Annotated in this window: 21 protein-coding genes; 14 read left to right on the top strand and 7 right to left on the bottom strand. The window is 74.0% G+C overall.

The genetic code is table 11. The annotated features are described in order from the left end of the window. Nucleotides 1-40 precede the first annotated feature (40 nt). The 4 genes from D7I43_RS10700 to D7I43_RS10685 all read left to right on the top strand — a co-directional run bounded on the left by D7I43_RS10700 (nt 41) and on the right by D7I43_RS10685 (nt 6,243). Nucleotides 41-2,914, top strand: coding sequence for a hypothetical protein (locus tag D7I43_RS10700; protein ID WP_120328384.1), 2,874 nt, complete (start codon nt 41-43; stop codon nt 2,912-2,914). A gap of 163 nt (nt 2,915-3,077) precedes the next feature. Then, nucleotides 3,078-3,683, top strand: coding sequence for a TetR/AcrR family transcriptional regulator (locus D7I43_RS10695; protein WP_120328383.1), 606 nt, complete (start codon nt 3,078-3,080; stop codon nt 3,681-3,683). 114 nt (nt 3,684-3,797) lie between these two features. Beyond that, nucleotides 3,798-5,159 carry an acetyl-CoA carboxylase biotin carboxylase subunit gene (locus D7I43_RS10690; protein WP_120328273.1) on the top strand — a complete coding sequence of 454 codons (1,362 nt, stop codon included), beginning with the start codon at nt 3,798-3,800 and terminating at the stop codon, nt 5,157-5,159. A 172-nt stretch (nt 5,160-5,331) separates the two neighbouring features. Beyond that, on the top strand, nt 5,332-6,243 hold the full coding sequence (locus D7I43_RS10685; protein ID WP_120328272.1) for a hydroxymethylglutaryl-CoA lyase: 912 nt from the start codon (nt 5,332-5,334) through the stop codon (nt 6,241-6,243). A gap of 227 nt (nt 6,244-6,470) precedes the next feature. Here D7I43_RS10685 and D7I43_RS10680 read toward each other — a convergent pair whose 3' ends face one another. Further along, entirely contained in the window at nt 6,471-7,043 is a 573-nt protein-coding gene (locus tag D7I43_RS10680; RefSeq protein ID WP_120328271.1) for a snapalysin family zinc-dependent metalloprotease, read from the bottom strand. A gap of 225 nt (nt 7,044-7,268) precedes the next feature. Here D7I43_RS10680 and D7I43_RS10675 point away from each other — a divergent pair, with 225 nt between their 5' ends. The 3 genes from D7I43_RS10675 to D7I43_RS10665 all read left to right on the top strand — a co-directional run bounded on the left by D7I43_RS10675 (nt 7,269) and on the right by D7I43_RS10665 (nt 12,803). Next, nucleotides 7,269-8,801 carry an acyl-CoA carboxylase subunit beta gene (locus tag D7I43_RS10675; protein ID WP_120328270.1) on the top strand — a complete coding sequence of 511 codons (1,533 nt, stop codon included), beginning with the start codon at nt 7,269-7,271 and terminating at the stop codon, nt 8,799-8,801. A gap of 64 nt (nt 8,802-8,865) precedes the next feature. Beyond that, nucleotides 8,866-10,014, top strand: a complete 1,149-nt coding sequence (locus D7I43_RS10670) for an acyl-CoA dehydrogenase family protein (RefSeq protein ID WP_120328269.1) — start codon at nt 8,866-8,868, stop codon at nt 10,012-10,014. A 110-nt stretch (nt 10,015-10,124) separates the two neighbouring features. After that, nucleotides 10,125-12,803 (top strand): ATP-binding protein, encoded by a 2,679-nt coding sequence (locus tag D7I43_RS10665; RefSeq protein WP_120328268.1) that lies wholly within the window; start codon nt 10,125-10,127, stop codon nt 12,801-12,803. 300 nt (nt 12,804-13,103) lie between these two features. Here the strand turns inward: D7I43_RS10665 and D7I43_RS10660 are convergent, their stop codons facing one another. Both D7I43_RS10660 and D7I43_RS10655 read right to left on the bottom strand, forming a co-directional pair. Further along, nucleotides 13,104-14,693 (bottom strand): S8 family peptidase, encoded by a 1,590-nt coding sequence (locus D7I43_RS10660; protein WP_120328267.1) that lies wholly within the window; start codon nt 14,691-14,693, stop codon nt 13,104-13,106. 220 nt (nt 14,694-14,913) lie between these two features. Continuing rightward, the gene (locus tag D7I43_RS10655) at nt 14,914-15,420 is read right to left on the bottom strand and encodes a MarR family winged helix-turn-helix transcriptional regulator (RefSeq protein WP_120328266.1); all 507 of its coding nucleotides are present in this window, start codon (nt 15,418-15,420) and stop codon (nt 14,914-14,916) included. 97 nt (nt 15,421-15,517) lie between these two features. On the opposite strand from D7I43_RS10655, the gene D7I43_RS10650 reads away from it, so the two are divergent. Both D7I43_RS10650 and D7I43_RS10645 read left to right on the top strand, forming a co-directional pair. Then, complete coding sequence (locus D7I43_RS10650) at nt 15,518-16,099, top strand: YceI family protein (RefSeq protein WP_120328265.1); 582 nt, start codon at nt 15,518-15,520, stop codon at nt 16,097-16,099. Between the two features lie 283 nt (nt 16,100-16,382). Further along, nucleotides 16,383-17,861 carry a glutamate-cysteine ligase family protein gene (locus tag D7I43_RS10645; RefSeq protein ID WP_120328264.1) on the top strand — a complete coding sequence of 493 codons (1,479 nt, stop codon included), beginning with the start codon at nt 16,383-16,385 and terminating at the stop codon, nt 17,859-17,861. Nucleotides 17,862-17,988: 127 nt separating this feature from the next. Here D7I43_RS10645 and D7I43_RS10640 read toward each other — a convergent pair whose 3' ends face one another. Continuing rightward, nucleotides 17,989-19,440, bottom strand: coding sequence for a hypothetical protein (locus tag D7I43_RS10640; protein ID WP_120328263.1), 1,452 nt, complete (start codon nt 19,438-19,440; stop codon nt 17,989-17,991). Nucleotides 19,441-19,561: 121 nt separating this feature from the next. Between D7I43_RS10640 and D7I43_RS10635 the strand changes: the two genes are divergently transcribed. Beyond that, nucleotides 19,562-20,242, top strand: coding sequence for a PASTA domain-containing protein (locus D7I43_RS10635; RefSeq protein ID WP_120328262.1), 681 nt, complete (start codon nt 19,562-19,564; stop codon nt 20,240-20,242). A 208-nt stretch (nt 20,243-20,450) separates the two neighbouring features. Then, nucleotides 20,451-21,218, top strand: coding sequence for a PASTA domain-containing protein (locus D7I43_RS10630; protein WP_120328261.1), 768 nt, complete (start codon nt 20,451-20,453; stop codon nt 21,216-21,218). Between the two features lie 122 nt (nt 21,219-21,340). On the opposite strand, the gene D7I43_RS33020 is transcribed toward D7I43_RS10630, so the two are convergent. Together D7I43_RS33020 and D7I43_RS10620 are read right to left on the bottom strand one after the other, a co-directional pair. Beyond that, nucleotides 21,341-21,793: a hypothetical protein gene (locus tag D7I43_RS33020; RefSeq protein WP_192902118.1), complete on the bottom strand. Its 453-nt coding sequence runs from the start codon at nt 21,791-21,793 to the stop codon at nt 21,341-21,343. A gap of 101 nt (nt 21,794-21,894) precedes the next feature. After that, complete coding sequence (locus D7I43_RS10620) at nt 21,895-22,185, bottom strand: hypothetical protein (RefSeq protein WP_120328259.1); 291 nt, start codon at nt 22,183-22,185, stop codon at nt 21,895-21,897. A gap of 643 nt (nt 22,186-22,828) precedes the next feature. Between D7I43_RS10620 and D7I43_RS10615 the strand changes: the two genes are divergently transcribed. From D7I43_RS10615 to D7I43_RS10605, 3 genes are all read left to right on the top strand, one after another. Then, nucleotides 22,829-23,710 (top strand): helix-turn-helix domain-containing protein, encoded by an 882-nt coding sequence (locus D7I43_RS10615; RefSeq protein WP_120328258.1) that lies wholly within the window; start codon nt 22,829-22,831, stop codon nt 23,708-23,710. Beyond that, nucleotides 23,680-23,901 (top strand): DUF397 domain-containing protein, encoded by a 222-nt coding sequence (locus D7I43_RS10610; RefSeq protein ID WP_120328257.1) that lies wholly within the window; start codon nt 23,680-23,682, stop codon nt 23,899-23,901. The genes D7I43_RS10615 and D7I43_RS10610 overlap by 31 nt, the downstream gene beginning before the upstream one ends. Nucleotides 23,902-24,152: 251 nt before the next feature. Continuing rightward, nucleotides 24,153-24,551 carry a hypothetical protein gene (locus D7I43_RS10605; RefSeq protein WP_120328256.1) on the top strand — a complete coding sequence of 133 codons (399 nt, stop codon included), beginning with the start codon at nt 24,153-24,155 and terminating at the stop codon, nt 24,549-24,551. On the opposite strand, the gene D7I43_RS10600 is transcribed toward D7I43_RS10605, so the two are convergent. Then, nucleotides 24,519-25,118, bottom strand: coding sequence for a hypothetical protein (locus D7I43_RS10600; RefSeq protein WP_120328255.1), 600 nt, complete (start codon nt 25,116-25,118; stop codon nt 24,519-24,521). The two genes, D7I43_RS10605 and D7I43_RS10600, sit on opposite strands and share 33 nt — an antisense overlap. Between the last annotated feature and the right edge of the window lie 79 nt (nt 25,119-25,197).

The following is a 25,197-nucleotide window of genomic DNA, read 5'->3' as shown; positions in this document are numbered from 1 at the left end:
CGACGAGGACCTGTGGCGGGTGCTCCGCGAGGTCAGCAACATGCCGTACGGAGCGGGGCAGATCGCCGCGCTGGAGCAACTGCTCCGGCGGGTCGACGCCGCCGAGGACCGGGAGCTGGCCTTCGTGACCCGGATGCAGGGCACCACCGCGTACACCTACGGCGGTGAGCCGGCCAAGTCCTTCGTGACGTTCTCCTGGTGCGTCGCGGAGTTCGACCGCGATCCGCAGCCCTACCACGCCCGGTACGCGCGGCAGCTGCTCTGGCACTTCAAGTACATGGTCAACGGCCTGCTGAAGTTCCCGGAGGTGCCGCTGGACCGCACGTACGCGGTGCTCGACGACATGGAACGCCGCTACCGGGCCGGCGGGCACAGCCTCCAGGCGGTCCACAAGCACCGGTTCCGGGTGGCCGAGCACGTCGGGGACGCCGAGGCGGCCGACCACTGGTACCGGCTCTGGCAGACCACCCCGCGTGACGACCTCTCCGACTGCGCGGGCTGCGACCCGACGACCGAGGTGCAGTACCTCGCCGACACGGGCCGGTACGCCGAGGCGGCGGCCCTCGCCGAGCCGGTCCTCGCCGGCCGGCTCACCTGCACCGAGCAGCCGCAGGCCATCCTCACCGCGCTGCTCGTGCCGTACCTGCGCACGGGCCGGCACGACGACGCGCGCAACGCGCACCGGGAGGCGTACCGGCGGCTGCGCGGCAACCTCTCCGACCTGTGGGACATCGGCGACCACATCGAGTTCTGCACGCTGACCGGCAACGAGGCGCGGGCGCTGGAGCTGGTCGAGCGGCACCTGGACTGGCTCGACCGGGCGCCCTCGCCGGCGGCCGCCATGCACTTCGCGGCGGCCGCCGCGGCGGCGCTGCGCCAGGTGGACGGGGAGTTGCCCGTGCACCGGCGGGCCGCCGGCGACCGGCCGGCCGCCGACGTGCCGGCGGGACGGCTCGCCGACGAGCTGGCCGGGACGGCCACGGAGCTGGCGGCCCGGTTCGACGCCCGCAACGGCACCACCCGCCAGTCGGAGCTGGTCGCCGCCCGCCTCGCGGTGCGGCCGAGCGGCGAGCACCTGCCGCTCTCGGCGAGCCTGCGCCGCCGCCCGCCCCGCCCGCGCGCCACGGCGGACGGCGACGCCGTCGCGGTCGCCCCGGCCGGCGCGGTCGCGGACGGCCCGTCTCCCGGGACGCCTCCGGCGGGCCGGTACGCGGGCGGGTCAGCCCCGGGTGGCGCCGGTGTGGAGGTGCCGGACGACGCCGGCGCGGACGAGCTGCTGGACCTCGCCGAGGCGTGCTGGCACCGGCACGACCTCGCCGGATTCCGGTCCGCGCTCGCCGCGTACGACGGGCGGTTCGGCGCCACCGAGCAGGCCCCGGCCGCGGTGGCGCGGCGGCTGGAGCTGCGCGCGGCCGAGCTGAGCGACGCCGAGGAGTTCCCGGCGGCGATCGAGACGGCGCGGACGGCGGTGGCCGCCTACCGGGAGCTGGGCGACGAGGTCCGCGCCCAGGTGGTCGCCAGCCGGCTCGGGGTGCTGCTCACCATGACGGAGGAGGGCACCCAGGAGGGGCTGGCCCTGGTCGAGGCGGCCGCCGAGGCGCTCGACCGGCTCGGGGACGAGCGGTTGCGGGCCGCCGCCCACGACCGGGTGGCGCTGGCGCTCATGCACGGCGAGCGCTGGGCGGAGGCGCTGGACGCGCTGGACCGGGTGCCGGCGGCCGGCGACCCGTACCTGGAACTCCGGATCGCGCTGCACCGCACCCACGTCCTCGAGGAGCTGGAACGCGCGGAGGAGTTCCGGGCCGCGGCCGAGCAGGCCCGCCGGCAGTCTCGCGAGCTGGGCGTCGGTGAGCTGCTCATGAGCGCCAGCCTGGCGTACGCCCGGGCGGCGGACGACCCTGCGGAGGCGGTGGCCGCCTGCGACGAGGCGCTGCGGGTGACGCCGCCGAAGGGGCTGATCCCGGCCCGGGTCACCCGTGCCCGGGCGCTCATGGCTGCCGGGCGCGCCGACGAGGCCGTGGACGACTTCGCCGAGGCGGTCACCCTCTGCGTGGAGCGGGGCGCCGAGGGCGACGCCCTGCTGCGCTGGGAACTGGCGAACGCCTACCGGGTCGCCGGCCGGCTGAGCGAGGCGGCGGAGGTCGCCGAGGAGGCGGTCATCGGGCTCGACAAGCTCGGCGCGCAGGTCCAGGCGGACCGCTGCCGGTACCTGCTCGCCGGCATCTACCAGGGGCTCGGCGAGATCGACCCGGCGCTGGCCCTGCTGGACCAGCTCGCGGAGAACCTCGACGGCCCGGACAACCTGCCGCACCGCGCGCACATGCTGGAGGAGGCGGGCGGGCTGCTCTACGACGCCGACCGGGACGCCCTCGCCGCCCAGCGGTTCGCGGCGGCGGCCGGCGCGTACGAGCTGGCCGGGCTGACCCTGGACGAGCTGCGCACCCGCCGCCGCGAGGCGTACGCCTGGATGTGGGCCGGGGACGGACCCGCCGCGCTGCGGACCGTGGAGGTGATGGACCGCCTCGCGGCGGCGGTCGGCGGGGACGGGGAGCCGGAACCCCCGGTGACGTACGAGCGGGCCCTGGCCGCCGAGGCGGCGGCCCGCGTGCTGGCCGGCGACGGCCGGGAGGCCGAGGCGCTGGACCGGCTGGCCGGTGTGCCCGAGCGGCTCCGGTCGATCGAGGCGTTCGGCGAGGCCGCCCAGGTGGAGATCTTCACGGGGGAGCTGCTGCTGCGGCTCGACCGGCCGGTCGACGCGGAGCGGGTGCTGCGGGACGTGCTCGGTGGGCTTCCCGCCGGTTCCCGCCCGTTGCAGCAGGCCGCCTGGCTGCTGGCGCGGGCGCTGGACGAACTCGGCCGCGCCGACGAGGCCGCCGCCCTGCGGGCGGAGCACGACCTCGACCACGACCACTGACGTGGAGCCGGGCCGGCCGCGCGCCGGCCGGCCCGGCCCGGACAGCGGCACCGGGCCCGCGTGCCCGAGCCCGTCCGCCGGTCGGCCCGCGCCGTTCGGGTGTGATCAATCGGCCGTCAACCGCCCCTCCACCTCGGCCGGCGTGCGGGTCTACGCTTGCCCGGTGACGGTGGAGCAGCAGGCACGAGGCACGGCGGGTGGTGCGGCGGGTCGCCGACGTTCACGCAAGGACGAGATCCTGGAGGTCGCGGTCGGCCTCTTCGCCGCCCGGGGCTACCACGGCGTCTCGATGGACGACATCGGCGCGGCGGCCGGGGTGACCGGCCCGGCGCTCTACCACCACTTCGCCGGCAAGGAGGCGATGCTGGCCGCCGCGCTCATCCCCGTGAGCGAGGGGCTGCTCGCCGGTGGCCGGGAACGCGCCGCCGCGCACCCCGCCGACCCGCGCGCCGCGCTGGAGTCGCTCATCGACTTCCACGTCGACTTCGCGCTGGCGAACCCGGCGGTGATCGCGCTGCACCTGCACGAACTGGACCGCCTCCCCGACGAGCCGCGCCGCCGGATCCGCCGGCTCCAGCGGCTCTACGTGGAGGAGTGGGTGAGCGTGCTCACCGCCCTGCACCCCGGCATGCCCGACGGCGAGGCCCGGGTGCTGGCGCACGCCGCCTTCGGCCTCATGAACTCCACCCCGTTCCTCGGCGGCGAGGTGGACCGCCGCCGCCGGGCCGAGCTGCTCCGGGGCGCGACCCTGGCCGCCCTCCTGGCCTGATCCGACCCGGGACTCGTCGGTCCCGTGCCTCCGGTCGGGGGCCCGGGACTCGTGCGAAGGCGGCCGGCATGGTTCCCTGAGATCCGTCCCAAATCCTGGACGCTGGGAGGAAACATGATCGAGTCGCTGCTGATCGCCAACCGGGGGGAGATCGCCCGCCGGATCATCCGTACCGCGAAGCGGCTCGGCATCCGCGCGATCGCGGTGCACTCGGAGGTCGACGCCGACCTGCCCTTCGTCACCGAGGCCGACGAGGCGGTCTGCGTCGGCCCGGCGAACCCCGCACAGAGCTACCGCAACGTCGAGGCGATCCTCGCCGCCGCCAAGTCCACCGGCGCGCAGGCGATCCACCCGGGCTACGGCTTCCTGTCGGAGAACGCCGAGTTCGCCCGTACCGTCGAGTCGAGCGGCCTGATCTGGGTCGGGCCCGGCGCCGACGCGATCGCCGCGATGGGCGACAAGATCAATGCCCGGAACCTCATGGCGGCGGCCGGCGTCCCGGTCGCGCCGGGCACCACCGAGCCGGCGGCCGACCTGGACGCGGCGGTCGCCGCGGCGGCCGAGATCGGCTACCCGGTGATGGTGAAGGCCGCCGCCGGCGGTGGCGGCATGGGCATGGGCGTGGCCACCGACGAGGCCGCGCTGCGCACCGAGTACGACAAGGTGCGGTCGTTCGCCGAGCGGATGTTCGGCGACGGCTCGGTGCTGATCGAGCGCTACTTCCCGCGGGTGCGGCACGTCGAGGTGCAGATCCTGGGCCTGGCCGACGGGCGCGTGGTGGCGCTCGGGGAGCGGGAGTGCTCGGTGCAGCGGCGCAACCAGAAGCTCGTCGAGGAGTCCCCGTCCCCGGCGGTCTCCCCGGAGCTGCGGGAACGGCTCCTGGCCGCCGGTGTGCGGGCCGGGGAGGCGGTGGGCTACCGCAACGCGGGCACCGTGGAGTGCCTGTTGGTCCCCCGTGAGCCGGACGCGAAGGGCGACGCCGCCGAGGAGTTCTTCTTCCTGGAGATGAACACCCGGCTCCAGGTCGAGCACCCCGTCACCGAACTGGTCTACGGACTGGACCTGGTCGAGGAGCAGCTGCGGGTGGCCTCCGGGCTCGCCCCGACGTTCGACCCGGACGCGCTCGCCCCGCGCGGACACGCCATCGAGCTGCGGATCAACGCCGAGGACCCGAAGCGCTTCCTGCCCGGCCCGGGGGCGGTCACCACGTGGACCGAGCCGGTCGGCGAGGGCGTACGCGTCGACTCGGGGTACGTCGCCGGCAACACGGTCACCCCGTTCTACGACAGCCTCATGGCGAAGCTGATCGTCGACGGCAGGGACCGCGCGGAGGCGCTGGAGCGGGCCCGGGCGGCGGTCGCCGCGTTCGAGATCGCCGGCCCGAAGTGCAACCTGCCGTTCTTCGCCGAGCTGCTGGAGAACCCGGAGTTCCTTTCCGGCGACTACGACACGGCCATCGTGTCCCGCATGCGCTGACCCCCCCGCCCCCGGCCCCCGGCCCCCCGGCCGCTTCCCCGGCGATCATGAGGTTAGCGAGGGCGTCCGTCCCTTTTGTCCCCCGCTAACCTCATGATCAACAGGGTTGGGTGGACGGGGTGACATGCTGGAGGACACGACCCAGCACTGCGTCACAGTGAGGTGACCCCTTATGACGAGCCTTCCGAACTCCGTGTCGATCCGGGAGGTCGGGCCCCGCGACGGGTTGCAGAACGAGGACCCGATCCCGACCGACGCCAAGGTGCGTCTGCTCGACGCGCTCTCCCGCACCGGCGTGAAGCGCATCGAGTCGGTGTCCTTCGTGCACCCGAAGGCGATCCCGCAGATGGCCGACGCGGACGAGGTGTGGCGGCAGGCCAGCCGGGTCGACGGGGTGCGCTACTCGGCGCTGGTGCCGAACACCCGCGGCGCGCAGCGGGCCCTGGCCGCCGGTTTCACCGAGATCGAGGTGGTCGTGTCGGCCAGCGACACGCACAACCGGCGCAACGTCAACCGCTCGACCGACGAGTCGCTCGACGACATCGCCGAGCTCATCGACCTGCTGCACGGCGCGGGCGCACGGGTCGAGGTGATCGTGGCGACCAGCTTCGGCTGCCCGTACGAGGGGGACATCGACCCGCAGCGGGTGGCCGGCATCGTGGACCGGGTCGTCCGCGACGGCGCCGACCGGGTCGCGTTCGGTGACACCACCGGCATGGGCACTCCGCGCCGGGTCCGCGAGCTGTTGACGGCCGTACGCGACCGCAACGCGCACATCCCGGTGCTGCTGCACTTCCACAACACCCGTGGCACCGCCCTGGCGAACCTGCTCACCGCGCTGGAGCTGGGGGTGACGGAGTTCGACGCCAGCGTGGGCGGCCTCGGCGGCTGCCCGTACGCGCCGGGGGCGAGTGGCAACCTCGCCACCGAGGAGGCGGTGCACATGCTGCACGACATGGGCATCGACACCGGCATCGACCTGGACGCCCTGATCGAGGTCGCCGAGCTGGCCGAGCGCCTGGTCGGGCGGCAGCTCCCGTCCGGGGTGCTCCGCGCCGGCCCGCGCACCCGCCTGGCCCGTTAGGACGGGCCCATCCGCGCACCCGCCTGGCCCGTTAGGACGGGCCCATCCGCGCACCCGCCTGGCCCGTTAGGACGGGCCCTCGCTCTCCGTGGAGCGGGAGCCCCTTCTGATGCAGGGGCCCTGGTGACACCGCGACGGAAGGGTCGGCACCGGTCCCCGGAGGGGCCGGCACCGGCCCGACGGGAGGGGCCGGCGTCGGCCGGCCCCTCCCAGGGCGGGGATGCGGGTCAGCCGACCGTCGCGGGTGCGGCCGGCCAGCTGTCGCGGAAGACCGCGCCTCCGGTGTCGCCGCTGGTGCGCTCGGCGCTGCGGGTGCCGGCGAAGAGGTTGCTGACCCGGTTCGCCTCGGTCGTGCTCGGGTACGGGTTCGTGCAGCTGGTGCCGGCGCTGCCGCCGGACATGAGGATCGCGCAGTTGCCGTTGTAGTTGTCGGGCAGGCCGAGGATGTGCCCGATCTCGTGGGTCATGATGCGCAGCGGGCTGTACTGCTGGGCCTGCTGGGTGTCGATGTAGACACGGCCGTTGCCGAGGCTCGTGCGGACGGCGTACGACCCGCCACCGGTGATCTGGTAGATCCGGAGGTTCGAGCCGCAGTTCGGCGACAGCGTCAGGTTCGTGGTGGCGTTGTTCCAGATCGTGGCCGCCTGGTTGGCGATGCTCGCGAAGCTCGTTGCCTGGCTGGTGTTGTAGCAGATGGTCATGGCGGCGGCCGCGGGCGAGGGGTTGGCGACCGTGACGCCGAGGGTGGCGCCCGCCGTCGCGACGAACGCGACCGCGGCCCGGCTGATCCGTGAGTTCATGGCTCACTCCCATCGGAGAGGTTCGGGGTGCCAGGAGCCTAGCCACAGAAATAGGCGCACATCAATATCTGACGAGAGATCGGCCGAGAGATCAGCCGGGAGACCTGGCGAGAGGTCCACCGGGAGATCGGCGAGAGGTCGCCCGAGAGATCGGCCGGGTGGCCCGACGTCGCACCGATGCGATAACCTAACGATCGTTCAGGTCGGTACGGTGAGGGAGTCGGCGTGACGCTCGACGGTGAGGCACTGGAGCAGCTGCGCAAGCGGGCCAAGGCCGGCGGGGCGGACAAGTACCACGCGGCCAACGCGGCCAAGGGCAAGCTCTTCGCGCGCGAGCGGGTCGCGCTCCTGGTCGACGAGGGGAGCTTCGTCGAGGACGGGCTCTATGCCAACGCGATGGCCGAGGGGCTTCCCGCCGACGGCGTGGTCACCGGCACCGCCACCATCGACGGCCGGCCCGTCTGCCTCATGGCGAACGACTCCACCGTCAAGGCCGGAAGCTGGGGCGCCCGCACCGTCGAGAAGATCATCCGGATCATCGAGCGGGCGTACACGACCGCCGTGCCGATGGTCTACCTCGTCGACTCGGCGGGTGCCCGCATCACCGACCAGGTCGAACTCTTCCCGGGCCGGCGCGGAGCCGGGAAGATCTTCTGGAACCAGGTCCGCGCCTCCGGCTCCATCCCGCAGGTCTGCGCGCTCTTCGGCCCGAGCGCGGCCGGCGGGGCGTACATCCCGGCGTTCTGCGACGTGGTGGCCATGGTCGACGGCAACGCGAGCATGTACCTGGGCTCCGACCGGATGGTCGAGATGGTCACCGGCGAGAAGACCACGCTGGAGGCGATGGGCGGGGCCAAGGTGCACTGCGCCGAGTCCGGCGTCGGGCACTTCCTCTGCAAGAGCGAGGCCGAGGCGCTCGACGTGGTGAAGCGCTACCTGTCGTACCTGCCCTCGAACTGGACGCAGACGCCGCCGGCCGCGCCGGCCGTCGAAGCGCCGGAGAAGGCCGACCTGGCCGCGCTCGTGCCGGCCAGCGAGCGGCAGGCGTTCGACATGCGGCGGTACGTGAAGGGCCTCCTCGACGAGGGCTCCTTCTTCGAGATCCAGGCCCTGTGGGCCAAGGAGCTGACCATCGGCTTCGGCCGGCTGAACGGCGAGGTCGTCGGCGTGGTCGGCAACAACTCGATGTTCAAGGGCGGTGTGCTCTTCGTCGACTCGGCCGACAAGGCGACCCGCTTCGTCCAGCTCTGCGACGCGTTCAACGTGCCGCTGCTCTTCCTGTCCGACGTCCCGGGCTTCATGGTCGGCACGGCCGTGGAGAAGCAGGGGATCATCCGCCACGGCGCCAAGATGATCACTGCGATCTCGGAGGCGACCGTACCGAAGATCTGCGTGGTGGTCCGTAAGGCGTACGGCGCGGGTCTCTACGCGATGGCCGGCCCGGGCTTCGAGCCGGACGCCACCATCGCGCTGCCCACCGCCAAGATCGCCGTGATGGGCGCCGAGGCGGCGGTCAACGCCGTCTACGCCAACAAGATCGCCGCGATCGAGGACGAGGCCGAGCGCGCCGCCTTCGTGGCCGCCCGGCGCGAGGAGTACGAGCGCGACATCGACATCGTCCGGCTCGCCAGCGAGCTGGTGGTGGACGCGATCGTCGAGCCGCACGAGCTGCGGCCCGAGCTGATCCGCCGGTTCGCCGCGGCTCGCGGCAAGGACCGCCACTTCTCCCGGCGCCGGCACGGCGTCACCCCGGTCTGACCGACCGACCCGCGTCCCGCGCCGGCGTCACGAGCGCCCGGCCGCCCGTCGTACAGGAGGAACCATGGACTTCCGGCTCACCGAGGAGCAAGAGGCGCTGCGGGAGAGCGTGCGGGACTTCGCACGCGAGGTCGTCGCGCCGGTCATCGCCGAGCACTACGAGAAGCACACCTTCCCGTACGACGTGATCCGGCAGATGGGCAAGATGGGTCTCTTCGGGCTCCCCTTCCCCGAGGAGTACGGCGGGATGGGCGGTGACTACTTCGCGCTCTGCCTCGCCCTGGAGGAGCTGGCCCGGGTCGACTCCAGCGTGGCCATCACGCTGGAGGCCGCGATCTCCCTCGGCGCGATGCCGATCTACCGGTTCGGCACCGAGGAGCAGAAGGCCCGGTGGCTGCCGAAGCTGGTGAGCGGCGAGGCCCTCGCCGGCTTCGGGCTCACCGAGCCGGGCACCGGTTCGGACGCGGGCGGCACCCAGACCCGGGCCGTGCTGGACGGCGACGAGTGGGTGATCAACGGCTCGAAGGCGTTCATCACGAACTCCGGCACGGACATCACGGCGCTGGTCACGGTCACGGCGGTGACCGGCACCCGGCCGGACGGCTCGAAGGAGCTGTCGACCATCATCGTCCCGTCGGGCACGCCCGGCTTCACCGTGGCTCCCGGCTACTCGAAGGTCGGCTGGACGGCGTCCGACACGCACGAGCTGACGTTCGACGACTGCCGGGTCCCGGCCGACAACCTGCTCGGCGAGCGGGGCCGGGGCTTCGCCCAGTTCCTGCGCATCCTCGACGAGGGACGCATCGCCATCGCGGCGCTCGCCGTCGGCCTCGCGCAGGGCTGCGTGGACGAGTCGCTGAAGTACGCCCGGGAGCGGCACGCCTTCGGCCAGCCCATCGGCAACTACCAGGCCATCCAGTTCAAGATCGCCGACATGGAGATGCGGGCCCACACCGCCCGGCTGGCCTACTACGACGCGGCGGCCCGGATGCTCGCGGGCGAGCCGTTCAAGCGGCAGGCGGCCATGGCCAAGCTCCACGCCAGCACCATCGCCGTGGACAACGCCCGGGAGGCCACGCAGATCCACGGCGGGTACGGCTTCATGAACGAGTACCCGGTGGCCCGGTTCTGGCGTGACTCGAAGATCCTGGAGATCGGTGAGGGCACCAGCGAGGTGCAGCGGATGATCATCGCTCGCGACCTGGGCCTCTGAGCGGACGTACGCCCGCCGCGTCGCGCCGGCTGTCGGATATCAGCACCGGCGCGTCGGTCAGTTGACGCTCGACTGCCGAAGGTCGGACCTGGTCCGTAGTCTTCCACCCCGTGACTCCGGCCCATGATCGCTCGTCCGGCCCGGACGGTCGTACCGCCCTGCCGGAACTGCTGCGCGGGCACCGGCTGGCCGCCGGACTCACCCAGGCCGAGCTGGCGACCCGGGCCGGTGTGGGTGTCCGCACGGTGCGTGACCTGGAGCGCGGCCGGTCCTCGCGGCCGCAGCGGACCACCGTCGAGCTGCTCGCCGGGGCGTTGGGCCTGGCCGGCGCGGCCCGGTCGGTCTTCCTCGCGGCGGCGCGCGGCGCCCCCGTGGTCGAGCCGCACATCCCGGTGCTCAGCACGGGCGACGGAGTGGGCGAGGGTGGCCCGCCGGTGACGCTCCCGCCGCCGGTCGAGCTGATCGGGCGGGACCGGGACGTCACCGCGCTGGTCGACCTGCTCACCGACGAACTCGGTCCCCGGCTGGTGAGCCTCGTGGGGCTGGCCGGCGTGGGCAAGACCGCGCTCGCCCTGGCGGTGGGGCACGCCGTGTCCGGCAGCCACCCCGGCGGCGTCGCCGGGGTCCTGGTCGGCGCGGGTACGGACACACCCGACGTCCTCGCCACCTCGGTGGCCGTCCTCGGCGCGGCCCGGCTGCCGGAACTCGCCAGCCGGCTCGCGGGTCGGCCGGCGCTGCTCGTGGTGGACGCCGCGGAGCGGGCACCCGGTCCGGTGGCCGAGGCGCTGCACCGCCTCGCCGTCGCCGTGCCGTCGTTGCGGGTACTGGTCACCGGGCGGCATCCGGTCGGCCTCGCCGGGGAGCGGGTCTGGCCCGTCACTCCGCTCGACGTGCCGCCCCCGGAGGCCGAGGCGGCCGGGCCCGCGGCGCTCGCGGCATGGCCCGCGGTCGCGCTCTTCGTCGCCCGCCTCAACCAGGTACGCCGGGAGCAGCCCGCCCCCGCCGAGCTGCCGGCCGTCGCGACGCTGGTCCGCCGGCTGGGGGGCCTCCCGCTCGCCATCGAGCTGATGGCCGCGCGCGGCCGGATCCTCGATCCCACCGAGCTGCTCGACCGGTACGGCGACCGGGTCCTCGATCTCGCCACGGGAGGAGACGGCACGTCGGGGTGGGACGGGCCGGGCGGAGCCGAGGAGCCCCGCCAGACGGTGGCCGTCACCCTCCGCGACGCGGTGGCGGTCAGCTACCGGATGCTCGCCCCGGAGGAGCGCACCGCCCTGCGCCGGCTCGCCGCGTTCGGCAACCGGTGGTCGGTCGACCTGGCCGAGGAGATGCTCGCCGACGAGGCGGACCCGGACGGCACGGTGGCGATCGACCCGGTCCCCGTGCTGGACCGGCTCGCCGAGTTCGGCCTGCTGAGCGTCCGGGGTGCCGGTTCCTTCCGGTTCCGTCTGCTGGACGCGGTCCGTGACTTCGCCTGGGAACAGGCCGCGGGTGCCGGCGAGCTTCCCCGGATCCGGCGCCGGCACGCCGAGGTCATCACCGGGCTGGTCGCCCGGACCGCTCCCGGTCTCGTCGGGCCCCACCTCACCGACGCCATGCACCGGCTCGACCAGGTGAGCAGCGACATCAGTTCGGCCCTGTCGTACGCCGCCACCGACGATCCGGTGACCGCGCTCCGCCTGGCGTCCAACCTGGCCCGTTGGTGGCGGTTCCGGGGCCGCGACGTGTCGGGGCGGCAGTGGCTGCGCCGGTTGCTGGCCGACCCGCGTACGACCGGGGCCGACCCGGTGCTGCGGGCCTGGGCGGGGATCGGCGCGGCCCGGCTCGCCGCCGAGCACGGCGCGGGCGCCGAGGAGCTGCCCACGGCGCGGGAGGCGCTCGCGGGGTTCCGCCGGGCGGGTGACGTGGCCGGTGAGCTGGCGGCGCGGAACGTCCTCGGCGCGCTCCTGGTGGGGGTGGGGAGCATCGGCGAGGCGCGGAAGCAGGACGAGGCGGCGCTCCGGCTCGCCGTCCGGCACGGCCGCACCCGGGACATGGCCGTGGCACAGAACCGGCTCGCCTGGCACGAGATCCGGCTCGCCGACCTGCGTGCGGCCCGGCGCCGGCTCGCCGCCGTGGACCGGCTCGCCGCCGAGTGCGGGGAGCAGCGGTTACGGGTGCTGGCCCGGGCGAACCTGGCCGAGGTCGCCCGGTTGGAGGGCCGCTACGGCGACGCCGTCGACCAGGGCCGGCGTGCGGCGGCGGCGCTCGCCGAGCTGGGCGATCCGTGGCACCGCCGCCGGGTGCTCGGCCGGGTGGGGCTGGCCCTCGCCCAGGACGGCCGGGAGGACGAGGCGGCCGAGGTGCTGGCCGAGCTGCGGGCCTGCACCCTGCTGCGGCTGCGGGTGCAGTCGGTGCCGCCGGCCGGATGGCCCCGAGGCCGCCCGGACCCTCCGGTGCCCCGCCAGCGGTCGGGCGGCACGACCCGCGACGCGGAGACGTGGCGGTGGCCGCATCCGGAGGCGGGGATCTGCGCCCTGATCGAGGGGAACCTCGCGCTGCACCGCGGCGACCGGGAGTTGGCGGCGGAGTGGTTCGCGGCGGCCGTCGACGCGGGCGTCGAAGGTCAGGATCGCCGGGACGCGGTGGAGGCGCTGGTCGGGCTGGCCGCCAGCACGTCCGATCCGGCCGTGCTGGCGCGGCTGGAGCGGGCCTGCCGGGACGAGGGGATCCGGCTGCTGCCGCACGAGGAGGATCTGCTGTATGCGCTGGTGGCCCGTGGCGGACGGGCGTCCGGCGGCGGGAACTGAGCCACGCGACCCCTCGGCGGGGCCCGGGCGGGGCCGGGGAGCGCGGGCGAATAGCCCCCTCGTTGCTAACCCCTCGCTGTTCGCCCGCGCCGTCACCCCCCGGTGAATCCCCGCTGGGGCGAACAGTAGCCAGGGCCGGCAAGCCGGTTGGTCCGTTTTTGCAGTGGGTGTCCGGTCGAGCCGGCAGTTCTGCCGGTCTTTCTGCCGGTCGTCCGGTGCCGCGGGGTACCGGCGGTCCGCCCGCTCCACGCGCGGGCGGACCGCCGGTCGGCTGACCGGGGGCGATGCTCGCCGGTCAGGTCAGCCGCAGTGCTCGAACGGGCTGTCGTACTGGGCTCCGCCGGTCGACCCACCCCACTTGACGCACTTGCCGCCGGCCGCCGCCCGGACCGGTCCGGCGTAGTAGGAGTACGAGCCGCTGTCGGTGCGGCGTGTGGATCCCTGCACCTCCAGGTACGCCGCCACCTGCGTGGCGGTGCCCAGCGAGGTGGCCTTCATGGTGACCACGCAGTTGTTCGCGTTGCTGCCGTTGTAGAGCAGGTAGACCCGGCCGCGGAGGGCGCCGCCGGTGACGGCCAGCGGCCGGGAGTTGATGACCTTGTATCCGCTGCCGCACGCCTCGACCGGCGTGTACGGGTTGCGCAGCGCCCCCTCGACCCGCAGCAACAGGTTCGGGGAGCCGGTGCCGGGGCTCGTCACCACACCGGAGGTAGCGCCGGCCACCAGCCGGTCCCGCACCTGGGCCGGCGTGAACGTCCGGTTCTCCGCGAGGATCAGCGCGGCCGCCCCGGTCACGTGCGGCGCGGCCATCGAGGTGCCGCTCATCGTGGCGCTCGCCGTGTCGCTGGCCCTGCCCGCCGAGACGATGGCGTCCCCGGGTGCGAACAGGTCCAGGCAGGTGCCGTAGTTGGAGAACGAGGCGCGCGCGTCGGCGCTCGTGGTGGCGCCGACCGTGATCGCCGCCGGTACCCGGGCCGGCGACTGGGTGCAGGCGTCGGCGGTCGCGTTGCCCGCGGACACGACGTACGTCACCCCCGAGGCGATCGACCGGGCCACGGCGTCGTCCACGCTGGTGCTGCCGCTGCGGAAGCCGATGCTCATGTTCGCCACGGCCGGCTTGACCGCGTTCGCGGTGACCCAGTCCACCCCGGCGATCGTGTCGGCCGCCGTGGTGGTGTTGTCGCACTTGAGCACCCGTACCGAGACCAGCCGCACGCCCTTGGCGACCCCGTACGAGGTGCCGCCGACCGTGCCCGCGACGTGCGTGCCGTGCCCGTGGCAGTCGGTCCCGGTGCCGTCGACGGCGTCGAAGCCGCTGCTCGCCCGGCCAGCGAAGTCGCGGTGGGTGGTCCGGATGCCGCTGTCGATGACGTACGCGTGGACCGCGGTGGCCGTGTTCGGATAGGTGTAGAGGCCGTCCACCGGGCGGGTCGGCTCGTCGATCCGGTCCAGCCCCCACGACGGGGGAGCCGACTGCGTCCCGCCGGTCCCGGACGCCCACTGGTTCTGCTCGACGTACGCCACGGACGGGTCGGCGGCCAGCCGTCGGGCCGCCGACTCGGACAGCCGCGCCTCGAACCCGGTCAGCCCGGCCGCGTACACCCGGCCCACGGTCCCGGCGTGCCCGCGCGCCAGCGTCTGCGCTCTCTCGGCGACCACGCGCCGGCGGTCGCCGAGGCCGGCCCTCGCGGTGGCCGCGGTGTCCTTGAGCACCACGATGTAGCTGCCCGGCACCGCGTCGGGGGTGCCGGCCAGGCGGATCTCGCCGGTGGCCGGAGTCGCACCGGCCGGTGCCGCGGTGGCCGGTCCGCCGACGGCCGTGACGGCCGCCGTGGCGGCGAGCAGCCCGATGGCCTGCCAACGCCGGCTGGTGATCGGTGAAAGTCCCATTTTCCCCGTTTCCTGTCGATGCGGTCGCATCCGTCACCGGCGTCCCGCCGGGGACGGATCGCGGGAAACGGCCGGGCAGCCACAGTGGACTGTCCGGCTGTGGGAGTCGATCTTGCCGAACGTCGGGCGATCCGTCCACCGGATACCTGATCGTCATTCGGGAGGACGGGCAGTGCAGGGGAGTGCGAACGGCATCAGACAGGACAGCCGGCGCGCCCGGTCAGGCCGAGGTGCTCACCTCGTCGTCGGTGGGTGTCGCCGTGCTGCTGCCGGCGGTCGCGCACGGATGCACGGCGTCCCGGATCCGGCGGAGGGCGTCGAGCAGTGTCGCCAGCGACTCGGGGTCGAGCTGGCCTGTGAACCACTCCTCGATGATGCGCAGGTGCCCGGGGAGCACCTCCTTGAGGCGCTGCATGCCGGCGGCCGTGACCACGGCGAACGAGCTGCGTCGATCGGTGGCGCAGGCCCGCCGGGCGAGCAGCCCGTCGCGTTCCATGCGGTCCACGACCCGGGTCACACCGCTTGTCGACAGGGAGGTCTGCGCCGCGAGATCGGTCATCCGGAGCTGGTTGTTGGGCGAGCGGGCAAGCCTGGTCAGCACCTCGAACTCGACCGCGGAGAGGCCGTGCTCCTCGAACTGGGCGGCGAACCGGGCCGTCAGCCCGGCGTGCACCTCGTAGAAGAGGCCGATGGCGGTGATCCGGGGATCGTCCAACTCGTTCTTCACGGCTTCATCGTACCAGTACTTGACACGGGGAATATTGCTCTCGCTATAGTTGCTGAGGCAGCCGTTGGGCTACTAAACCATTCCCTGGAGGAAAGCCATGACCAGCAGCACCGAGGCCGTCACCCGCGAGTGGGAGGGTCTCACGATCCCGACTCCCGGCACCTACGTGCTGGACGCGGCTCACAAGCGCGTCGGGTTCGTCGCGCGCCACATGATGGTGTCCAAGGTACGCGGCGAGTTCACCGACGCCGCCGCCACCATCACCGTCGCGGAGGACCCCATGCAGTCCTCGGTCACCGCGACCATCCAGGCCGCCAGCATCCAGACCGGCCAGGCCGACCGTGACGGGCACCTGCGCAGCGGCGACTTCCTGGACGTGGAGAAGTTCCCGACGCTGGAGTTCCGGAGCACCGGGGTGAAGTCGCGCGACGGCAACGAGTTCGTCCTGACCGGCGAGCTGACCATCAAGGACGTCACCCGCCCGGTCGAGCTGGAGGTCGACTTCGAGGGCGTCGGCCGGAGCCCCTTCGGGCAGGACATCTTCGGATTCTCCGCGAAGACCGAGATCGACCGCGAGGAGTTCGGCCTGACCTGGAACGTTGCCCTGGAGAGCGGTGGCGTGCTGGTCGGCAAGAAGGTCAAGATCGAGATCGAGGGCGAGGCCATCCGTCAGGCCTGACCTGTCCCGCACGTCCGGGGCCCGCGCCGAGTCCGGCGCGGGCCCCGTGCCGTCTTCGCGTGCGAATCGTCACGGCCTTTTGCCCGCCGGCGGCGGGGCGGGAGCGACCCGACGGGGTAGAGATGCCCGGGAGCGCACGTCGCGGCAGGCCGCGGGCGGTCCCGATGGACGGACTATCGGAATCGGCCTCTGGTTTTCGCGAGGTGTGCGCACTTAACGTAATGGGCTGACAACGCGCACGGGGAGGCCATGGCCCCGGATGCGCCTTATGCCGGGAGGGCACATGGGCAGGGACGTCTCGCAGGGCGCCTTCTCCCGGGAGGACCGGGTCCGCTACCGGCAGAAGGTCCGGCGGTGCCTCGACGTCTTCGCGCTGATGCTGGACGACTTCGGCTTCGACGCCGACCGGCCGATGACCGGCCTGGAGATCGAGCTCAACCTGATCGACTCGACGGCCGAGCCGGCGATGCGGAACGAGAAGATCCTCGCCGACATCGCCGATCCGCTCTTCCAGACCGAGCTGGGCCAGTTCAACCTCGAACTGAACGCGCCGCCGCGGCTCATCGAGGGCGTGGGTTTCGCCGACTACGAGCGCGACCTCTGCGGCAGCCTCGCCCGGGCGGACGAGCGGGCCGCCCGGTCGGACGCGAAGATCCTGCTCGTCGGCATCCTGCCCACCCTCACGGAGCGGCACCTCGTGGCGGACAACCTGTCCACGAACGAGCGCTACCGCGTGCTCAACGACCAGATCGTGGGCGCCCGGGGCGAGGACATCGAGCTGGACATCCGTGGTGTCGAGCGGCTGCGTACGCACACCGACTCGATCGCGCCCGAGGCGGCCTGCACCAGCCTCCAGTTCCACCTCCAGGTCGCGCCGGACAGCTTCGCCGACTACTGGAACGCGTCCCAGGCCATCGCGGCGGCGCAGGTGGCGATCGGCGCGAACTCGCCCTACCTGTACGGGCGGCAGCTCTGGGCGGAGACGCGCATCGCGCTGTTCGAGCAGGCCACCGACACCCGCCCCGACGAACTCAAGGCCCAGGGCGTACGCCCCCGGGTGTGGTTCGGCGAGCGGTGGATCACCTCGATCTTCGACCTGTTCGAGGAGAACGTCCGGTACTTCCCCCCGCTGCTGCCGATCTGCGAGGACGAGGACCCGGTGGAGGTGCTGCACGCCGGCGGGGTGCCCCAGCTCGGCGAGCTGCGGCTGCACAACGGCACGGTCTACCGCTGGAACCGCCCGGTGTACGACATCATGGACGGCCGTCCGCACCTGCGCGTGGAGAACCGGGTGCTGCCGGCCGGGCCCACGGTCGTGGACATGCTGGCCAACGCGGCCTTCTACTTCGGTCTGACCCGCGCGCTCGCCGAGGCCGACCGGCCGATCTGGAGCCAGCTCACCTTCAGCTCCGCCGAGGAGAACTTCCACGCGGCCGCGCGTCGGGGCATGGAGGCCGTCCTGCACTGGCCCCGGCTCGGTGACGTGCCGGTGACCGAGCTCGTGCTCGACGTGCTGTTGCCGAAGGCCGCCGTCGGGCTGGACCGGTTCGGGGTCGCCCCGGCGGAACGGGACCGGCTGCTCGGCGTCATCGAGCAGCGCTGCCGCACCGGCCGCAACGGCGCGGCCTGGCAGGCCGAGACCGTCTGGGCCGCGGAACGGCACCGGGGCATGGACCGCGACGCGGCCCTGCACCACATGGTGCAGCGCTACGCCGAACACCAGCGCACCAACGAGCCGGTGCACACCTGGCCCGTCGACTAGATCAGGTGGCGAGCGCCGGAGCGCCCGGGGCCGCGGCCGTCGCGGGCGCCCCGCCACCGTCCGTCGCGGGCGCCCCGACACCGTCCGTCGCGGCCGCTCCCAGGCCGTCCGTCGCGGTGGCCCTCGGTCAGCTCGTGCGTCGCGGTGACCGGCTCCGGCGAGGGCTCGTCGGCGCCTGGGTCTCCGTGGCCGGCGCGGCGGCGGTCTCCGCGCCCGCGAGCCGGTCCGCCTCCCCGGTGCGCGGCGCCGGCACGCGCGGCGCCGCGGGCTCTCGCGTGGATCCGTCGGTGGCGGCCGTCGTACCGGCCTTCGCCCCGGCTGCCCGGCCGGCCGGCGCCGCCTCCACGTCCGCGACCGGGGTCGGCGCCGCGGCTCCCCCGATAGCGGTCGGCGGCACGGATTCGCCGACCACGCCCGGTGCCGTCGTCGCGCCCGCGGCGTCCGGTCGGCCCTCGTCGCCCTCCAGCGCGGAGGCGGGCCGGTCGGACGGGCCCGGGACGCTGCCGCCGGCGCTCCGCGCCGCCGCGCGCCGCTCGGCACGCTGGGCGAGCGCCGCCACCAGCACCGAGCCGCCGATACCGACGATCACCGCGTACGGGGCGATCAGGTGGGCCGACACCTGCTCGGGGCTGATCGCCGACAGCCGCGGCACCGCGAGGAGGTACGCGACCGCCACGAGCAGCGGGCCGGCCGCGCCGGAGGCCGCCGCGCCGATGCGCTGCTCGGCCGACCGGGCGCCCCGCCGCACGGCGAGCAGTCCGATCACCAGTGCCGAGCCGAGCGACAGCAACGCACCCGGCCAGTAGAGGTAGTCGCGGATCCAGAACTCGGGGCGGTCCGAGCTGATCTGCCAGATGCCGAGCTGGGCGCTGGTCAGACCGCGGCCGGCGAGGACCCCGTCGACCACCGCGACGACGGCGAGCAGCCAGAGCCAGGCCACCGTCGCGATCACGTTGGTCGCGGCGGCGCGGGAGCGCAGCGCCCAGAGCGCGGCCAGCACACCCGTCAGGACGCCGATCGCCGCGTACGCGGCCGCCACCCGCTGCGGGGTGCCGGTGTCCGGTGCGGCCGCGACCCGCGCCGGCACCGCGATCAGCAGCACGGTGATCAGACCGCCCAGACCGGCGGCCACGGCGAGGCCGACCCGCCCGAGGCGGTCGCCGCGGTGCCGGACCGGCGGCGTCGCGGCACTGTCGGCGGTGGGCGTCCCGCTGTCGGCCGGTGCGTCGGGCGGACCGCTGTCGGCCGCGGACGGGTCGCTGGCAGCGGGCGCGCCGCTGTCGGCCGCTGGAGCGTCCGGCGGGGCGTCGGGTCGGCCGGGCCGTGGCCCCGCCGTCGCGGCGGCGAGGGCGCGCTCGTGCAGGCGGTACGCGCAGACGGCGCCCAGCACCGTCGACGTGGCGGCGATCCAGGTGGCCCAGATGAGGCCGGCGACCCAGGCCGCCGGGCCGGCGCCGGCGTCGGCCGGCGCCCAGTTGATGATGCCCAGCCCGTAGCCGAAGCCCAGTTGGGCGGCACCGGTGCCGGCAGCAACGCCGACGGCGGTCGCGATCGATCCTCCCCAGCCGCGTCTGGCCATGCGGGGCAGCGTAACGTCCCGTCGTCGGCGCGGCGAGCCGTCGATGCCCGGCGGGACGGCGGCGGGTGGCGCAGGCGGCTTGGCGGTGACCGGTACGGTCGCCGGGGACTGAGGCGGTGGCATGACGGACGGGAACACGAGCGGACACGTCGCGGGAAGCGGTGGCGGACCGGGCCGGCTGGGCCTGGTGCTGGGTGGCGGGCTGGTCACCGTGCTGCTCGCCGCGATCGGGGCGACCGGGGGTTGGCTGCTGGCCGGCGAGGAGGACGTGCCGCCGGAGACACCGGTGGCCGCGACGAGCACCACCGGGGGTCCCAGCGTCCCGCCCACCCGGCGGCCGACGGCCACCCGCACCACACCGTCAGCGCCGCGCACCTCGGCGTCGTCCGCCTCCGGCCTGACCGTTCCTCCCGTGATCGGCACGGACTTCGTCGAGGCCCGGGACGAGCTGCGCGACCGGCGGCTGGGCTGGCGGTTGGTGTTCGGCACCGGCACGGGCCGCACGGTGGAGCGGACGGAACCCGAGGTGGGCACGGCGATCCGGCGCGGGTCGACGGTGACCCTCTACGTGACCGGTCCGGCGCCGACCACCGACGTGCCGGACGTCGTCGACGACGACTGCGACGAGGCCGCCGACGAGCTGGGCGAGGAGGGCCTCTACCCGCAGTACCCGAGCGGGAAGCGCGGCACGGTGCTCCGGCAGGAGCCGGCCGGCGGGAGCACCGCGCGGTGGAACGACCAGGTGCGGATCTGGTGCGGCACCGAGGAGGACGCCAGCCCGTCGGTCGCACCGACGTCCTGACGGACCGGGCGGTCCCGCCACGACGCCACGCCCTGGGCGTACGGGTCTCGCCACGACCGGACCCGCGCGCCGGGTCCGGCACGTCGATGCGGGCCGATGGTGACACGGACCGTTAGGTTGGCGGTGAGAGGCCGACCCTCGGCCGGCACGGTGGCGTCGACCAGCACCGACCCCCGACCCGCCCGCCCGGCTCGGGAAAGGACGTGCGATGAGCGACGACCGCCAGGAGCCGCCCGCCGGGGGACACGAGGGCGACGAGACCCGACCCCTGCCGCGTCCGGGTGACGAGGGCGACGAGACGCGACCGATGCCGCGCCCGGGCGAGGAGCCCGACGACCGGACCCGACGTCTGCCCGGTCCGGCCGAGCCGTCCGGGCCCGCGGACGCCACGGCCCCACTGCCACCGGAACGGCCCTGGTCCGGCCGCGCCGAGGTGCGGCCACGGACGGCGGAGTACCGCGAGCCGACCGCCGAGTGGTACGCGGAGGACCAGGGCGGCCGGCGCTGGTGGTCGCCGATCCTCTGGGGGATCCTGGTGCTGCTCCTGCTCGCCCTGCTCGGTGTCGCGTTGTGGCTGGTGAGCAACGCCGAGGACGAGCAGCCCGGCCCGGAGCCGACCCCGTCCGCCCCGCTCACGACCTCGGCGCCGACGAGTGCCGCCCCGACGTCGGCCGAGCCGACCACCTCGCCGCCGACCAGTGCCCCGCCGACCACCGAGGCGGCGGGCGTACCCGTGCCGCCGCTGGCCGGCCTGCCGCTGGAGACCGCCGAGGCGCTGCTGGACCGGGTCGGGTTGAGCTACCGCGTGGAGTACCGGCCGTCGTCGCTGCCGCCGGGCCTCGTGATCGACACCGAACCCGAGTCGGGTGAACTGATCGACGAGGACGACGAGATCCTGCTGCTGGTCTCCGAGGCCACCCCGTCGGACTCCCCGAGCCCGTCCCCGTCGAGCCCCAGGGCGACGCCGACGTCCTGACCAGGGCACCGGCTGCCGGCCGGAACGTGGGGACAGACGTGCCGTCCCGGCGTGCCGACCCGCAGGGGTCACCGGCGCGCCGACCCGAAGGCCGTCACCACATCCGGCGATCCGCAGGGCCGTCACCACATCCGGCGTCTCGTGCCCACCAGGCCCAGTCCGGCCAGCGAGATCGTCAGCCCGAGGACGCCGGACCAGAAGAGCGACCGGCGGATGTCCGACGGCGAGTGGGGGCCGGCGGCCTCCGCCTCACCGGCCAGCGCGCCCGCGCCGGAGCCGGTTGCCAGGCCGTCCTGGCCCGGCGTGGCCCCGGCGTTCGGGTCGCCGGACGGGTCGTCCGCGCCGGGCGTGCCGTTCCAGCCGGGTTCGTCCTCGGGGTCCGGCGAGGCGCTCTCACCGATCACGGTGATCTCGGGGGCCGGCACCGGTTCGGGCAGCTGGGTGGAGGAGAGAGCCGGGTCCCGGATCACGACGACGAGGGTCATCGCGGCGCCGAAGAGCGCCAGGAGTCCGAATGCGTAGGCGATACGGGAGCGGTGGTGCCGCCGCGCGGCGGGCTGATCGAGCATGGCCATCCCAGGTTCGGGGCCCTGGAACGCGCGGGGTGGAACTGCCGGGGTGGGCGTGCTCTGATTCTAAAGGCGAGACACGCCCACGAACGGCGGTTTGGCGGCGGTCAGCCGACCCGGACCGGCGTACGGGCGACCGGCCGCCGCTGCCGTACGGTGTGCGGCCGCGGCTGCGGCTGCGGGGCGGACCGCAACTGGCGCAGCCCCTGCCGCTGGACGAAGATCGAGCGCCGGTTGACCGCGTCCCCCGCCGCGTTCAACTCGTAGCCGTCGAGCCAGAGCCAACCGTCGTAGGTCGGCCAGTCGAGCACCCGGATCACCCGGAACATGATGGGCCGGAGGAACTGGACACTCGCCGCGCGAGTCACGTGCAGTACGTCACCAGAGCGGGGAAGCACATGGGCTCCTGGGGAGGATTGGCCGGCAATTGCCGGCGAGTCTCGTCGGGGGGACTTTCTCCGGCGCGCCAGGTCGTGCCTCGCGTACCGGTCGTGGAGCGGGTGGTGGTGGTCGGGCCGTACCCGCTGGTGGCGTGCCGCCACCCGACCATCACCCGGCTGCTCCGGGCGCCGCACCCACCGCCGCAGTCAGCTGACGTGCAGCGACGGGGTCATCTACCCGGTGCAGGTCTGGTTGCCGCGGACCGGGCCCCCGCCGTCCGGCGGCCCGCCCCGGCCGTGTTGATCACGATCAGGGACGGGACGGAGACGGTGAGTAACCCGCGTCATACCGACAGAGTGCACCAGTGGCGTCCTTCATGCAAGTTGCACGTCGACTTTTGCCGATACGTGAGTGCGTCGCGCAAATCGACGCTTGAAGCCGTCGGTGTCGGGACGGCACACTGAGGGCCGGTTTCGCCCGCCGCGGCCGGTCGACGACCGGCACCATCCCTGCCGCGAACGTCCGCCCACCGAGCGTCGCGTCATGGCGGGCGGCGAGCACGAACGCGTCGACCGGAGGTAGGCGGGTGAGGGCGAGCAGCCACCATTCCCAGGCGACATCCCCGCACGCGTGGAGTGGACCGGTTCGGCGGGTGATGCCGTGAGCGAGCGGCGCAGCCCGACGATCCGGCGCCGGCGCCTCGGCGCGGAACTGCGGCGTCAGCGCGAGGCGGCCGGCATCACCATCGAGGCGGTGGCGGAGCAGCTGGAGTGCTCGGCGTCGAAGATCTCCCGGATCGAGACGGGCCACACGACGGCCACGCCGCGCGACGTGCGGGACATGCTCCGCATCTACGGCGTGGTCGGCGCGGAGAGCGACGAACTGGTCCAGATCGCCCGGGAGGCTCGCCAGAAGGGCTGGTGGCACCCGTACAGCACGGTGCTGGTCGGTGCGTACGTCGGGCTGGAGGCCGCGGCCAGCTCGATCCGGGCGTACGAACAGCAGGTCGTGCCCGGGCTCCTGGAGACCGAGGAGTACGCGAGCGCGATGATCCGTGCCGCCCGGCCGGACTTCACGCCGGACCAGGTCGCACAACGTGTCCGTGTCCGCCTCGGTCGACAGTCGTTGCTGACTCAGGATGATCCGGTCGATCTGTGGGTGGTGCTCGATGAGGCGGTGGTGAGCCGTCCGGTGGGCGGGGACGAGGTGATGCGGAACCAGCTGCGACGGCTGGTCGAGGTCGCCGAACTGCCGAACGTGACGTTGCAGATCCTGCCCTTCGAGGTGGGGGCGCACGCCGGCATGGACGGCACCTTCACGATCCTCAGCTTCCCCGAGCCCGGTGATCCGGATGTCGTGTACGCGGAGAACGCCACGGGTGGGCTCTTCCTCGAGAAGAGCGACGAACTGCAGAAGTACAGCTTCATCTTCGATCACATCCGAGCGGCGGCCATTCGTCCAGAGGAATCCATCGCACACATCGCGAAACTGGCAGAGGAGCCGTTGTGGAAATGGCGACCAAGGGGTTCTCCGTGGACCTGACGCAGGCCACGTGGTTCAAGAGCTCGAAGAGCGGGCCGAACTGTGACAACTGCGTGGAGGTGGCGTACGTGACCGGAGCGGTCGGCGTCCGGGACTCGAAGGACCGGTCCGGGCCGGCCCTGGTCTTCGCCCCGGCTGACTGGCGGGCCTTCGTCGCCGGCACCCGGGACGGCGCGTTGGGTCCGGCCTGACATACCCGGTGGGCCCCCGACCCGGTAGCCCCGGGCGGGGGCCCCGCCACGCCCGGCCCCGGTCCCGCGACACGCGGGCGGGCCCCGGCCACGCCACGCCCGGCCCGGCCTGCGGCTCGCGCGCTGCCGGCCGGCGAGGATCCGTCGGAAATCCCGTCGCCACATGCGCTCCGCCTCGTTGTACCCGTCGGTACGACGCCGGTCGACAACCGGCCACGGGGATCGGTAACCGAGCGAGGCAGGCGAGACGGATGACGACGATCGGTTCAGAGAACCTCACCAACGGGCCGGGGAAGCCGGAGCGGTTCGGCGGCAAGTACCGCGGCGCGCGGAGGGACACCGTCCTCACCGAGGTGGTCTCGAACGACGCGGAGGTCGCCGGGCGGGAGGCGCCCGCGCCCGAGCAGTCCGGCCCGCTCACCCTGCCGTCACTGGACCCGAACCCGCTCACCGAGCCGTCCTTCCCGACGACCGGCTGGTCCCCGGAGCCCGGTGAATCGCTCGTCGACCACCCGCTGCTGCGGGGACTGCTCATGGAGCTGCCGCCGAAGGGGAGCGTGCCGCCTCCCGGCTGGCTGGACCGCTGGTTCGAGGCGACCCGCGCCATCCTCGAACTGCTATACGTGCAGGGGACGAGCCGCTCGCGCTGAGGGCGGTTGCGGCTGGCGGGCCCGCTCGGCGAGCCGGTTGTGCCGCAGGGCGTGCCGGATCCCGACGGCCAGGACCGCGAGCGCGCCCACGGTGATCGCCGGGCCGGTGACGTCCGGCGCGGCGAGTCGGTCGTTCCCACTCGCGGCGACCAGCGCCGGCACCGTCAGCAGAGTGGTCACCTGCAACGGCAGGGCGATCAACGGGTGCGCCGCGGCGGCCCGCAGACCGTGCGGCGCGGGCGTACCGGGCGCCGTGGCGAACGCGCCGGCGCCGGCTCGCAGCCGGTGCACCCGGCGTACGGTGCAGGCGGCGACCACGAGCGCCGCGAGGGCCACGGCGTCGAGGGTGCCGGCGGCCCGGTCGATCGGCGTGCGTCCGGGGCTCATGAGGCCGGCGACCAGCACGGCCGCGGTCGACGCGAGACCGGCGAGGGTCAGGGCGAGGAGCCACCCGGCGCGCTGGCGCAGGACACCGGCGTGGTCCAGCCGCGGCAGCCCGTCCGCGACGAGGCCGGCGGCCAGCCACACCGCGGTGATCGGCAGCAGGACGGCGAGATGGCTCTCCATGTGGGACAGTCTTGCCCGCCAGGGCGGGCGGCGAATCCGGGCGCGTCCCCCGTTCGTCCCGGACGCGGTCCCCGTAGGG

This window comes from Micromonospora globbae, assembly GCF_003610785.1.
GTDB classification, from domain to species: Bacteria; Actinomycetota; Actinomycetes; order Mycobacteriales; family Micromonosporaceae; genus Micromonospora; species Micromonospora globbae.
Note: the sequence above shows the minus strand (reverse complement) of the source record. Positions and strands in the feature narration are given on the sequence as shown.